This window comes from Amycolatopsis sp. A133, assembly GCF_031082405.1.
Lineage (GTDB): Bacteria > Actinomycetota > Actinomycetes > Mycobacteriales > Pseudonocardiaceae > Amycolatopsis.
In genome coordinates, this window is record NZ_JAVHJU010000067.1 from 362,200 (window position 1) to 374,029 (window position 11,830).

Genomic DNA, 11,830 nt, shown 5'->3' on the forward strand with positions numbered 1-11,830 from the left:
TCAGTAACCGTACGGACCCCGCTGGGGCGCGGGCCCCGGCGGTGGGTAGACCGGCGGCTGCGGACCGGCCGGGCCGGCGTACGGCGGCGGCGGCACCTGCGGCGCCGGCGCGGCCATCGGCGGCTGCTGACCGGGGTACTGCTGCTGGGCCTGCTGCCACTGCACCTGCTGGTAGACCTCCGCGGGCTGCGGGAAGCAGTACGTCAGCTTGGCGTTGACCGAACCCTGGACCGCGGCGCCCCAGAACTTGCCGCCGACGAACGCGTACAGCTGCCCCGCCGAGAGGTCCACCGCGACCATCCGCGTCTCGCCGCCGAACTGGTTGCCCGACTTCGCCGCCGCGGCCTGCGCGGCGTCGGGGTGCACGCGCGCGCCGACGAGGCCGGCGATGACGACGGACGCCGCCGTCCAGCCCATGGTCCCGGTCAGGTTCGCGCGGGCGTGCTGCGTGGCGCGGCCGGTGAAGTCGTACAACGCGGCCGCGCTGACCTCGGGAACGGCGGCGGCGATCACGCAGTAGTTCATCGTCGAGAGCAGGACCGACTCGGTGAACAGGCCGACGACGGCCGTGGCGGGTCCGATCGGCACGGTGTTCAGCCGGCCACCGGCCCGCTGGATGCGCTCGGCCATCGCGCCGAGGTACTGCTCGGGGGTGAGCACGGGGTCATCGTCGCACGGCCCCTCGTCACGCCGGCGTCAGCCAGCGGTTTCCACACATGCTTCGTGGTTGACTGTCCGCGCTATGCGACGACTCGTACTTCTCGCGCCCGCCGTGGCCCTGCTGGCCGGCTGCGGCCCCGCCATCGTGACCGGTACCGCCGCCCCCAGCCCGCCGTCCGCGTCCACCGCCGCGGGCGACGGCCTGCCGCCCGATCCCCAGCCGGGAGCGACCGAGGACTGCCCCTACCTCGGCAGCGAACTCGTGGCCGAGTCGAACGGCCAGCACGTGTCGAAGGTGCGCGTGTCCGCCGACCAGCCGCACCCCGCCTGCTTCTTCTACCGCCCGGACGGGAAGGTGCAGCTCACGGTCCGGGTGTACGTCGGGGACGCGAAGACGGCGACGGCGCTGGTCAACAAGGCGGCGCCGGTCGACTCGTCCAATCCGGCGTCGGACCCGGCGGGCTGGAAGGGCGGCTACCTTTCCAGCGACGACGGCGCCGTTTACGCGGTCGCGAAAGGGGCATCAGCCGTCGTGGTGACCACCAACCAGAAGCAGAGCGTCAAGGCACGCACAGTGGCGAAGAAGGCTATCGCTGCCCTGAAGCTCTAGGTAGCGGGCTCCACACGGGTGAGTGATGTTGATCTTGTATTACCCTGTGGGTCACGCGCAGGCTTCGTGGACTCGCGCACCGCAGCCACCGGGGAATCCCCACCCCGGGGCGGGGCACCAACTCTGCAAACGACAAAGGACAAGATTCGTGGCTGACACCCTCAAGGACATCCTGCTCGACTCCAGCCGTCGCCCGGCTGTCGTGTCCGACTTCGAGACCCTCGTCGACGCCGAGGTCTCGGACAAGGGCGGCGTTTCGGGTGCCGTCGTGAAGACCGGCTTCGCCGCGGTCAAGAAGATCAAGCCGGGCATCATCCCCTCGGCCGTCGACACGCTGCTGCCGGACTTCGCCACCGCGCTCGAGCCGTTCTACGGCGACTACCGCGCCAAGGGCGGCAACGACTTCGGCGCCTACCTGTCCAGCCGCTCGGACGAGGCTTCCGACGCGCTGCTGAGCGTCACCGACTCGCGCGCCGAGAAGAGCAGCCGCGACAGCATCAAGAAGGTCTACGGCAAGCTGCGCCCGAACGGCAAGAAGAACGTCGAGGAGGCGCTGCCGCGTCTCGGCCAGCTGATCGACAAGCACGCCGCTGCCGTCTGATCGGTTCCAGGCACGACTGAAGCAGTTCCAGACTGAAGAGGCCCCCGGCTGCACCCCCGGGGGCCTCTTCGCGTCTGGTTCAGTTCTTCTTGTCGGCGGGCGCCGGCGAAGGCGCCTTGCCGTTGGCCTGCGGGGTCGGCTTCGCCGCTTCGGCGGGCTTCGGCGCGGGCGGGGTGGCCTTCGGCGGCGCAGGCGCGACCGGCGGCTCCTGCTTCGAACGGAGGGCGTAGGCGGCACCGGCGCCGGCCACGACCAAGCCGAGCAGCCACGGCCACTTGCGACGGCTGCGGGTGCCCTTGGCGGCCGACTTGGCCTCGGACAGCGCGGCGTAGAAGTCCTTCTTCGCCGCCTTGAAGTCCTTCTTGCCACGGCGCTTCGAGTCGCCGGCCGCCTTCGCGGCCTTGATGGCGGCCTTCTTCGCCTTGCGACCCGGCTTGCGCAGCTCGGACAGGCGCGCGAGCGCCTCCTGGCGAGCGGCCTTCGAGCTCTTCTTGAGCTCCTTGCGGGTCAGATCCGTCTTCTTCGCGAGCTTCTGCTGCGCGCGCCGCCCCTGCTTGACACCCTCGGTGACGAGTTTGTCGGCGGTCTCGACGGCCTGGGCTGTCGCCCGGGACATGGGCTTCACCTCATCATTCGTTTTGACACTGCTCTGTTACCCGTAACCTATCGTGCCCCTTTTCCGCGCCGCCCGCCCGCAGATGGCACGATGAGGTACGTGAAAGCTACGCTGCACACCAACCAGGGTGACATCCACCTGAACCTGTTCCCGGACCACGCGCCGAAGACGGTGGCGAACTTCGTGGGGCTCGCGGAGGGCACCAAGGAGTACTCCCAGCCGAACGCGGCGGGCACGAACTCCGGCCCGTTCTACGACGGTTCGATCTTCCACCGGGTCATCGACGGCTTCATGCTGCAGGGCGGCGACCCGACCGGCACCGGTCGCGGCGGCCCCGGCTACAAGTTCGGCGACGAGTTCCACCCGGAGCTGCAGTTCAGCAAGCCGTACCTGCTGGCCATGGCCAACGCCGGGCCCGGCACCAACGGCTCGCAGTTCTTCATCACCGTGGCGCCGACCACCCACCTGAACTTCAAGCACACGATCTTCGGCGAGGTGGCCGACCAGGAGTCGCGCACCGTCGTCGACGCGATCGGCCGAACGTCGACCGGCCCGGCGGACCGCCCGCTGACCGACATCGTGATCGAAAAGGTCACCATCGAGCACTGACGGCTTCTCGGCGACGGTTCGGTAGGTTGGTCTCATCGTGAACCAACCGCCGAACCCCGCCGCCGAACAAGCCGCGCTCCCCGGGTGCTGGTGGCACCCGAACCGCCCGACCGGACTGAGCTGTTCCCGGTGCGGGCGTCCGGCGTGCCCGGATTGCCTCCGCGAAGCACCCGTCGGCTTCCAGTGCACCGACTGCGTGCACGCCGGTAGCCAGCAGCAGCGCCGTCAGCACCGCGGCTACCAGGAAGCCGGCCTCGACGAGCGGACGGTCTTCGGGGCGCGCCTCTCCCAGTCGGTGCTCGTCACCCAGGTCATCCTCGCGGTGAACGTCCTGGTTTACCTCTTCACGGTCTTCCAGGCCCAGAGCCTCGGCGACAACGACTTCTCGACCGCCTTCCAGCGCGGCAGCCTCTACGTCGCCGCGACCCTGGGCGACGACGAGTGGTGGCGGGTCCTGACCAACGGGTTCCTGCACTACGGGCCGATCCACGTCGCGGTCAACATGTTCTCGCTCTGGATGATGGGCCGGGCCCTGGAGCAGATCTGCGGCCGCGGCCGCTACCTCGCGCTCTACTTCATGTCGATGCTCGGCGCCTCCGCCGCGGTCCTGCTCTTCGACGAGCCCGGTTCCCGGACGGCGGGCGCGTCCGGGGCGCTGTTCGGCCTGATGGGCGCCTACGCGGTGATCGTGCTGAAGCTGCGGCTGAACCCGACCGGGCTGATCATCACCCTCGCCCTCAACGCGTTCATCACCTTCGGCATCCAGGGCATTTCGATCTACGCGCACCTCGGCGGGCTGGTGACCGGCGCGCTGGTCACGGTCGCCCTGCTCTACGCGCCGGAGGTCAACCAGGCGCGCTGGCAGGCCGTGGGACTCGCGATCATCACGCTCGCCATCATCGGCCTGCTGGCCTACCAGGGGAGCCGGTTCGGCGCGGCGACCTGCGGCTTCGTGCCGTACCGCGGCGTCCCGACCTACTTCTGCGTCTAGCTGCGCGCCCGAAGCGTGCTGAGGACGTCCAGGACGTCCCGCGGGTCTTCGCCGAGGTCCAGCCACCCGAAGACGTACAGCTGCTCGTCGTGCTCGATCTCGAGCGTGACGCCGTCGCGGCCCATCCGCCGGGTGGTGCGGAGCCGGGTGCGCGTCTGCGCCCACGGCAGCCGCTGCGTGCCGCTCAGCGTCCGGGCGACCAGGCCGTCGGCGTCGGCGGCCAGCCTCGGCCGGACGACGGTGGCGTGCCCGGCGAACGCGCCGACGGCCGCGGCCGCCAGCGCGAACAGCACCAGCCCGCCGCGGTCGCCGCTCAGCGCGGCGGCCACCACGCCGGCCAGCAGCAAGGCGGTGACCGCCCAGGCCGATACCACAACGGCCGGACGGGGCGCCCAAGAGGTGGGGTAGTTATCCACAGGGGTTATCCACACTGGGGATGAGTCACACCGCTGTAATTCGACGTCAAGCCGCCAATTGGAGTAATAATCAGCGCCAACGCATAGTCATGAGCAGACCCGCGATCATCAGCGCGAACCCGCCGGCGAAGTTCCAGTTGCCCAGGTCGGCCATCCAGGAGATCTTGTCCCCGGCGATGTAGTTGACCAGCAGCCACACCAGGCCGAGCAGCATCAACCCGAACATCGGGATCTTCCAGGCGAGGCCGGTCGGGCCTGCGGCCCGCACCTTCACCGGCGTGCGCCGGTCGGCAGGCGGGGTGTAAGCGGTCTTCTTGCGGACCTTGGACTTGGGCATCGTGTGTTCCTCGCGGTGCTCTTCGGGCTCGTCTGGTGGCGACGTCCCGCTGAGGGTGCGCAACCGGCGCCACGTGCACACGTTAACGTAAACGACCGCAGGAAAGCAGCGGCCAGGAGTGGTCGGATTTCCCGGACCGTGACAACGGGGTCACCCAGGGTTCGACGCGGCTTGAGAGGAGCTTGCGTGGCTACGCGCGAAGGACCGGAAGACGACCGGCGCAGATACCCCGGGCACGGTCAGCCCACGCCGCAACGCCGTCCCCTCACGCCCCCGCACGGCCAGGTGCCGCCCCGCCAGCCCCAGCGCGGCCCCCAGGGCCAGCCGCCGCGGCGTCCGCCGGGCCCGCCGCCCCGCCGCTACACGACCCCGCCCCCGCCACCCGGCGCGAGCGAGGAGACCGTCATCATCGCCCCGGTCGGGAAGGGCGGCGCGGCGACCAAGGAGAAGCCCGCCCCGGCCCCGCTCGGCAAGGGCGGCGTCGCGATCCGGACCGCCGGCGAAGTCCTCATCACGCTAGGCCTGGTCGTGCTGCTGTTCATGGTCTACGAGCTCTACGTGACCGACCTGTTCTCGGCGGGCAAGCAGTCCGAGGCGAGCGACCAGCTCGACGGCGAATGGGCGCACGACCGCACGCTGCACCCCGAGCTGATCGACGGCAAGGCGTTCGCCCGCATCCACATCCCCAGCTTCGGCGTCGACTACAACTTCACCATCCAGGAGGGCACCGACGACACCGCCCTGGAAGTCGGCCCCGGCCACTACAAGGGCACGGCGCTGCCCGGCGAGCCCGGCAACTTCGCGGTGGCCGGCCACCGCGTCGGCAAGGGTGCCCCGTTCAACGACCTGGACAACCTCTCGTCTTGTGACCAGATCGTGATCGAAACCTCGACCGACTTCTACATCTACAAGGTCCTGCCCTACGACGACGAGGTCCAGGACTGGGCCGGCGGCAAGGGCGCCGACCCGAAGTGCAAAGGCGTGTCGACCCTGCGCGACGGAGGGCCCGAGGACGGCGGTGCGTACAGCGAGACGTTCGGCCGCAAGGTCGTGCTGCCCAGCCAGGGCACCGCGGTGAACCCGGTCCCGTACAAGGGCGCCGACGTGCTGCCGAAGGCCCAGCAGGCCGCGCTGCTCACGCTCACCACGTGCCACCCCCAGTTCTCCGCCAAGGAGCGGCTCATCATCACCTCGGTGCTGACCCAGCAGGTACCGAAGAACCAGGTCAAGGACTACGGCGACCTGCTTTCGAAGATCGGGGAGGCCTGATGTACGCCTGGATCTGGGGAAAGCTGCCCGGTCCGTTCGCGGCGAAGCTGACGATCTCGGTCGTGCTGGTGCTCGGCGTGATCGCGCTGCTGATGTTCGTTGTGTTCCCCTGGCTGGAGCCGCGGCTGTGGTTCAACGAGGTCGCGGTCAACTGAGGTTCGGCGTCTTCCTGGTCAGCGGCCGGTTCCCCGGCCAGGCGGACGGCGACGTCCTCCGCCGGTCGGTGCGGGCCGCCGAGCTGGCCGAAGCGGCCGGCTTCGACGACGTCTGGTTCGCCGAGCACCACTTCATGCCCTACGGCGTCTGCCCCTCCGCGCTCACCCTCGCCGCGCACGTGCTCGGGCGGACGTCGCGGATCGGCGTCGGCACGGCGGTCAGCGTCCTGTCGACGACGCACCCGGTCGCGCTGGCCGAGCAGTGGGCGATGCTCGACGCCGTCTCCGGGGGACGGCTGCGGCTCGGCGTCGGCCGGGGTGGCCCCTGGCAGGACCTCGAGGTCTTCGGGACGGGCCTGGACCGCTACGAGACCGGTTTCGAGGAGACCCTCGACGTCTTCCTGCGCGCCACCACCGGCCGCGTCGAAGCCCGAGGGAGGCACTTCGCCTTCCGCGAGGTGCCCGTGGTGCCGGCGCCGGAACGGCGGCCGGACGTCGTCGTCGCGTGCGGTGGGCCGAAGTCGGCCGCCGTTCGCCAAGCCGCGGACCGGGATTTGCCGCTGCTGCTCGGTCTGCACGCCGACGACGAGGAAAAAGCCAAGACCGTCGCCGCCTACGGGAAACCGGCGGACCACGTCTCGACCGTGCTTTGCCAAGTGGGCGACGCCGAAGTGGTGCAGAAAGCCCTGCCCGGGTGGCTGGAGGACGGGCTCGGCGCGCACGTCACGGTCGACGGGCGGCCCGGCCCCGGCCGGGATCCGGTCGAATACACCGAACGGCTCTGCGCGATTCACCCGGTCGGCGACGCGGCCCACTGCGTCCGGACGCTGGAAACGAGCCTCCGGCGCACCGGCGTCTCCCACGTGCTGATGCTCGTGGAAGCGTCGGGTACGCCGGAGGGCACGTTCGCGAACATCGCGCGGATCGGCACCGAGGTGCTGCCCGCGCTGCGGGCTAGCAGTCCCGCAGTTCCGGGCTCTGGTTGAGCAGCTGGCCGCGCGGGGAGACGAACGCGCGGTAGCGGTCACCCGCCACTTCCGACTGGCGGAACACCGCGACCCGGTGGCAGTTCTGGAACGCCAGCTTGACGCCGAAGTGCCGCTCGAGGCCGCCGCGGATCGCGTCCGAGGCCAGCGCCCGCAGCAGCTGCCCGCGGGCGGCCTCGCTCGGCGGCGGCGTCTCGTTGTCGGCGAAGCCGTCCGCCGCGCCCTCGGCGTCGGCGATGACGCCGGTGATGACCTCCCAGGCGTACGGCAGGGATTCCTTGACGCAGGTGACGAACTCGGCGTCGGTGACCTCTCCGCGCTCGGCCTTCTCCAGCAACGCGGGTGACACGTCCAGGGACATCGAACCTCCAGTTTGAGCAGGGCCACCCTCTTGGCTACCGGCCGGGTGGCCCGGCCACAAGAGAAAACGATGATCATCACCACTTTGGCGCAAGGCCCGGTCACTCCCAGCGGAAGAGCTTCGCCGCCAGCACCGTTCCGAGCACCGCGAAGGCGGCGAGCGCGGCCAGCTGCAGCGGCTGTACGCCGGTCCCGACCCAGGCGTCTTGCAGGGCCTGCGAGCCCGGCGGCACGTAGTCGCCGACCCGGCGGAGGACCTCCGGCAGCAGCGGCCTCGGCAGGTAGACGCCGCCGAAGAACATGATCGGCACGAACGACACCATCGCGAGCCCGCCCGCGCTCTTGGCCGTGCGGGCGATCGAGGCGGTGACCAGGCCGAGCGCGAACATCGAGACGACCCCGAGCACCAGCGTCAGGAGGAAGACCAGCGGGTGCTTGGGCATCGGCACGTCGTAGACCGCGTCGGCCAGGCCGAGGACGAGCCCGATGCCGGCCAGTGCGACGACCACGTGGATCAGCAGCTGCGCGCCCAGCAGGTTCGCCGGGTGCGCCGGGGTCGTGGCCAGCCGCCGCAGCACGCCCTGCTCGCGATAGGTGGCCACGGCGCCCGGGATCGACTGCAGCGCGAGCGCGGCGAGGGTGACGACGATCAGCGACGGCACCCAGGCATCGATGAACCGGTACCCGCCGGCCGCCTCGCTGGGTTCTGTCATGCCCGGGATGGCGCCGATGCCCAGCAGCAGGGCGGCCGGCAGCAGGATGCCCACCACCGCCATCAGCGGCGAGCGGAGGAACAGCTTGGTCTCGGTGGTGGTGATCTTGGCGAAGGTGTTCACCGGGCACTCCTCGTGAGCGAGACGAACGCGTCGTCCAAAGTGGATGCTCCGGCCGCGGCGCGGAGCTCGGCCGGGGTGCCGGTGGCGACCACGCGCCCGGCGTCGAAGATCGCGACGCGGTCGCAAAGCCGTTCGGCCTCGTCCATGAAGTGCGTGACGAGCAAGACGGTGACGCCGGTGGCGCGGACGCCTTCGACGAGCCGCCAGGTTTCGCGGCGGGCGTGCGGGTCGAGCCCGGTGGTCAGCTCGTCGAGGATCGCCAGCTCGGGGCGCCCCACCAGCGCCAGCGCGATCGACACGCGCTGTTTCTGGCCGCCGGAGAGCTTCCCGAAGTAGCTGCGGGCGTGCTCGCGCAGGTCGAGCTGGTCGAGCAGGACGTCGACGTCGGCCGGCGACGGGTAGAAGGAGGCGAACAGTTCCAGCGCTTCGCGCACCCGCAGCTTCGCGGGCAGCTGGCTTTCCTGCAGCTGGACGCCGACACGGCGGGTCAGCGCCGCGCGTTCGGTCTCCGGGTTCAGGCCGAGCACGGAGATCGTGCCGCCGTCGGCCCGGCGGAGTCCTTGGAGGCATTCGACGGTGGTGGTCTTCCCGGCGCCGTTCGTGCCGAGGATGCCGAAGATTTCGCCGCGCTCGACGGTGAACGAAACGCCGTCGACCGCGACCCGGGTGCCGTAGCACTTGCGGAGGCCGGTGACTTCGATGAGGGGCATGGCTACGAAGCTACGAACCCGCGGCCGCGTCCGGAATGACGCTGAAACCCCAGCTCAGGTAGCGTTTTGCTGAAGCGGGGGTGGGGCTGGGCCCACCCCGTTCGGGGGGCTGCGGGCAGTGCGCGATCCGGCGTCGGTCGGCGAGGATCCTCGGGGGAAGGGAGGTGCCGGATGGGGTACCTGCGTGCGGTCGGCCGGGCGTTCGCGCTGGCCGCGTTCTCGTTGCTCAGCTGGCTCGACGTGCTGATCCAGCTGATCACCTTCGCGCTGCTCTGCGTCGGGATCGTCTTCTTCTTCGGTCCCACGGTCGAATGGGCCCGCGGGAGGTCGGCGACCATGCGCGCGCTGGCCGGGCGCTGGTGCGGGGCCGAGATCCCGGCGCCGTACCGGCCCGAGCCGCCGGAGCCGGTGCGCGAGCGCGACGGCTGGTACCGCGACGGCAACCAGCTCTACAAACGGGCGTTCTGGATCCGCTGGCAGCACCGCCTCACGTGGGCGATGGAAGACCCGGCCTCGATGCGTGAATTCGCCTGGCAGCTGGCGAACCCGCTGTGCACGCTGCTGCTGCCGGTCGCCGTCCTGCTCGGCGGCCCGGTGGTGCTGCGCGGCTACGGCCGGTGGACGCGTTGGTGGCTCGGTCTCCGCCCGCCCGCCGAACCCCGCCCGAAGTGGCTGCACCGGCACCTCGAACAGCTGGGGCAGCAGGCCGGGCTGCTGGCGCTCTCCGTGGTGCAGCTGGTGTTTTCCGTGGTGCAGCTGGTCCTCATGATCGGCTTCCTGCCGCGGGCGATCCCCGTCGTGTTGTGGACCCGGGAGATCACCAACACGCTGCGCCGCGAGGCCGGGAACTGGACGGGTGTGCACATCGCGCGCCCGTACCTGCCGCCACCGGGGTTGCCGGTGCCCCGGCCCGACGGGCTCTACCAGGTCGGCCAGCAGTTGTACGAGGAGCCGTTCTGGGCGATCCAGCGCGCGCGGATGCGGTGGATCCTGCGTGACCGGGCCACTTGGCGCGACTTGGCCGGTGGGGTGCTCGTGCCCGTCGTTTCGCTGGCGCTGGTCCTGCCGACGGTCGTGTTGGTCGGCCGGGGCACCGTCGGGCTGGCGGCGTTGTGGATCTGGCGGCCGTTCGTGTCCGCTCGCGTCGATTGGTTCCCGTTGCCGGTGGTGTCGACGCACCTCGGGGCCCTGGCGCAGACCCCGGTCCTGCTGGCGATGGCCGCCGGCGGCTTGGTGCTGACGCCGTGGCTCGCGCGCCTGCAGGCCCGGTTCGCGCGGCTGTGGTTCGGGCCGACCGAGTCGTCCCGGCTCGCCCAGCGCGTCGAACGGCTGAAGCAGACGCGTTCCGACGTCACGGTCACGCAGGCCGCGGAGCTGCGCCGGATCGAGCGCGACCTGCACGACGGCATCCAGTCGAGGCTGGTCGCGATGGGGATGAAGCTCGGCGCGGTCGAGGCGCTGGTGGACACCGACCCGGCGGCGGCGAAACGGCTCGCGGCCGAGCTGCGCGCGGCGTCGGCGGAAGCGCTCACCGAGCTGCGGGTGCTGATCCGCGGCATCCACCCGCCGGTGCTCTCCGAACGCGGGCTGCTGGACGCCGTGCGGGCGCTGGCGCTGGACAGCCCGTTGAAGGCCGAGGTCACCGGCTCGCTGCCGGGACGGCTGGAGGAGCCGGTGGAGGCGTGCGTGTACTTCGCGGTGTCGGAATTGCTGGGCAACGCGGCGAAGCACGGCGCCAAGCGGGTCGCGATCGAGGTCGCGTTCGCGGACGACCTGCTGACGGTGGTGGTGACCGACGAAGGCCCGGGCGGCGCGAACCCGGCGCTCGGTTCGGGACTCCGCGGGATCGAACGCAGGCTGGGCGGGTTCGACGGTAGGTTGACGCTGACCAGCCCGATCGGCGGCCCGACGAAGGCGATACTGGAGATCCCGTGTCAGCTCGACCAAAAACCCTCGTCGCGGAAGACCAGTACCTTCTCCGAGACGGCCTGACGCACCTCCTGACCGCACACGGCTTCGACGTCGTCGCGGCGGTCGGCAGCGGCCCGGAACTCGTGGCCGCCTTGCGCGAACACCACCCCGATGTGTCCATTGTGGACGTACGGATGCCGCCGACGAACACCGACGAGGGACTGCAGGCCGCGCTGGCGGCCCGCCGCGAGATTCCCGGGCTGCCGATCCTCGTGCTGTCCCAGCACGTCGAGCAGCTGTACGCGCGCGAACTGCTCGCCGACGGCACCGGCGCGATCGGCTACCTGCTGAAGGACCGGGTGTTCAACGCGGAGCAGTTCATCGACGCCGTCCGCCGGGTCGCGGCGGGCGGCACGGTGATGGACCCCGAGGTGATCGCGAAACTGGTCGCGGGCAACGCGTCCGACCCGCTGGCGGCGCTGACCACGCGCGAGCGCGAGGTCCTGTCGCTGATGGCGGAAGGCTGCTCCAACGCGGCGATCGCGTCCCGGCTGCACTTCAGCGAAGGAGCGGTCGGCAAGCACACGGCGAACATCTTCGCGAAGCTGGACATCACGGCTTCGGACGACACGAACCGCCGCGTGCTGGCCGTGCTCACCTACCTCGGCATGTCGTGAGTGGTAAGGCGGGTTACAGTCGTGGCCGGTCGCGGAGATCAGCGACTGCATCACCAGCGGGGTCGTGCCGCCGAAGAGCGACACCG

Annotated in this window: 16 protein-coding genes; 9 read left to right on the plus strand and 7 right to left on the minus strand. The window is 70.5% G+C overall.

Annotated elements, in window-relative coordinates; all coding sequences use genetic code 11:
- A complete protein-coding gene (locus Q5425_RS40720; RefSeq protein ID WP_308677751.1) occupies window positions 1-660 on the minus strand; it encodes a hypothetical protein in 660 nt (219 codons plus the stop codon).
- 82 nt (window positions 661-742) lie between these two features.
- Here Q5425_RS40720 and Q5425_RS40725 point away from each other — a divergent pair, with 82 nt between their 5' ends.
- Window positions 743-1,270, plus strand: a complete 528-nt coding sequence (locus Q5425_RS40725; protein ID WP_308677752.1) for a DUF2020 domain-containing protein — start codon at window positions 743-745, stop codon at window positions 1,268-1,270.
- 148 nt (window positions 1,271-1,418) lie between these two features.
- Window positions 1,419-1,871 carry a DUF6918 family protein gene (locus Q5425_RS40730; protein WP_308677753.1) on the plus strand — a complete coding sequence of 151 codons (453 nt, stop codon included), beginning with the start codon at window positions 1,419-1,421 and terminating at the stop codon, window positions 1,869-1,871.
- Window positions 1,872-1,950: 79 nt separating this feature from the next.
- Here the strand turns inward: Q5425_RS40730 and Q5425_RS40735 are convergent, their stop codons facing one another.
- Complete coding sequence (locus Q5425_RS40735) at window positions 1,951-2,487, minus strand: hypothetical protein (RefSeq protein WP_308677754.1); 537 nt, start codon at window positions 2,485-2,487, stop codon at window positions 1,951-1,953.
- A 90-nt stretch (window positions 2,488-2,577) separates the two neighbouring features.
- Here Q5425_RS40735 and Q5425_RS40740 point away from each other — a divergent pair, with 90 nt between their 5' ends.
- On the plus strand, window positions 2,578-3,096 hold the full coding sequence (locus tag Q5425_RS40740) for a peptidylprolyl isomerase (RefSeq protein WP_308677755.1): 519 nt from the start codon (window positions 2,578-2,580) through the stop codon (window positions 3,094-3,096).
- Between the two features lie 196 nt (window positions 3,097-3,292).
- On the plus strand, window positions 3,293-4,087 hold the full coding sequence (locus Q5425_RS40745) for a rhomboid family intramembrane serine protease (protein ID WP_308677756.1): 795 nt from the start codon (window positions 3,293-3,295) through the stop codon (window positions 4,085-4,087).
- Here the strand turns inward: Q5425_RS40745 and Q5425_RS40750 are convergent.
- The gene (locus Q5425_RS40750) at window positions 4,084-4,461 is read right to left on the minus strand and encodes a PH domain-containing protein (RefSeq protein ID WP_308677912.1); all 378 of its coding nucleotides are present in this window, start codon (window positions 4,459-4,461) and stop codon (window positions 4,084-4,086) included. The genes Q5425_RS40745 and Q5425_RS40750 overlap by 4 nt on opposite strands.
- Before the next feature lie 112 nt (window positions 4,462-4,573).
- A complete protein-coding gene (gene crgA, locus Q5425_RS40755) occupies window positions 4,574-4,840 on the minus strand; it encodes a cell division protein CrgA (RefSeq protein ID WP_043787021.1) in 267 nt (88 codons plus the stop codon).
- A 186-nt stretch (window positions 4,841-5,026) separates the two neighbouring features.
- On the opposite strand from crgA, the gene Q5425_RS40760 reads away from it, so the two are divergent.
- Genes Q5425_RS40760 through Q5425_RS40770 form a run of 3 tightly spaced genes read left to right on the plus strand, consistent with a single transcriptional unit; the run spans window position 5,027 to window position 7,250 of the window.
- Entirely contained in the window at window positions 5,027-6,109 is a 1,083-nt protein-coding gene (locus tag Q5425_RS40760; RefSeq protein ID WP_396135362.1) for a class E sortase, read from the plus strand.
- Window positions 6,109-6,264 carry a hypothetical protein gene (locus tag Q5425_RS40765; RefSeq protein ID WP_308677757.1) on the plus strand — a complete coding sequence of 52 codons (156 nt, stop codon included), beginning with the start codon at window positions 6,109-6,111 and terminating at the stop codon, window positions 6,262-6,264. Before Q5425_RS40760 ends, Q5425_RS40765 begins: the two co-directional genes overlap by 1 nt.
- The gene (locus Q5425_RS40770; protein WP_308677758.1) at window positions 6,237-7,250 is read left to right on the plus strand and encodes an LLM class flavin-dependent oxidoreductase; all 1,014 of its coding nucleotides are present in this window, start codon (window positions 6,237-6,239) and stop codon (window positions 7,248-7,250) included. Before Q5425_RS40765 ends, Q5425_RS40770 begins: the two co-directional genes overlap by 28 nt.
- Here the strand turns inward: Q5425_RS40770 and Q5425_RS40775 are convergent.
- The 3 genes from Q5425_RS40775 to Q5425_RS40785 form a co-directional block, all read right to left on the minus strand.
- The gene (locus Q5425_RS40775) at window positions 7,219-7,611 is read right to left on the minus strand and encodes an SCO5389 family protein (RefSeq protein ID WP_308677759.1); all 393 of its coding nucleotides are present in this window, start codon (window positions 7,609-7,611) and stop codon (window positions 7,219-7,221) included. The genes Q5425_RS40770 and Q5425_RS40775 overlap by 32 nt on opposite strands.
- A gap of 100 nt (window positions 7,612-7,711) precedes the next feature.
- Complete coding sequence (locus Q5425_RS40780) at window positions 7,712-8,446, minus strand: ABC transporter permease (RefSeq protein WP_308677760.1); 735 nt, start codon at window positions 8,444-8,446, stop codon at window positions 7,712-7,714.
- Complete coding sequence (locus tag Q5425_RS40785; RefSeq protein WP_308677761.1) at window positions 8,443-9,156, minus strand: ABC transporter ATP-binding protein; 714 nt, start codon at window positions 9,154-9,156, stop codon at window positions 8,443-8,445. The genes Q5425_RS40780 and Q5425_RS40785 overlap by 4 nt, the downstream gene beginning before the upstream one ends.
- 171 nt (window positions 9,157-9,327) lie before the next feature.
- Between Q5425_RS40785 and Q5425_RS40790 the strand changes: the two genes are divergently transcribed.
- Together Q5425_RS40790 and Q5425_RS40795 are read left to right on the plus strand one after the other, a co-directional pair.
- Window positions 9,328-11,148 carry a histidine kinase gene (locus Q5425_RS40790; RefSeq protein ID WP_308677762.1) on the plus strand — a complete coding sequence of 607 codons (1,821 nt, stop codon included), beginning with the start codon at window positions 9,328-9,330 and terminating at the stop codon, window positions 11,146-11,148.
- Window positions 11,088-11,744, plus strand: a complete 657-nt coding sequence (locus tag Q5425_RS40795) for a response regulator transcription factor (RefSeq protein ID WP_308677763.1) — start codon at window positions 11,088-11,090, stop codon at window positions 11,742-11,744. The genes Q5425_RS40790 and Q5425_RS40795 overlap by 61 nt, the downstream gene beginning before the upstream one ends.
- The last annotated feature ends 86 nt before the right edge of the window (window positions 11,745-11,830 follow it).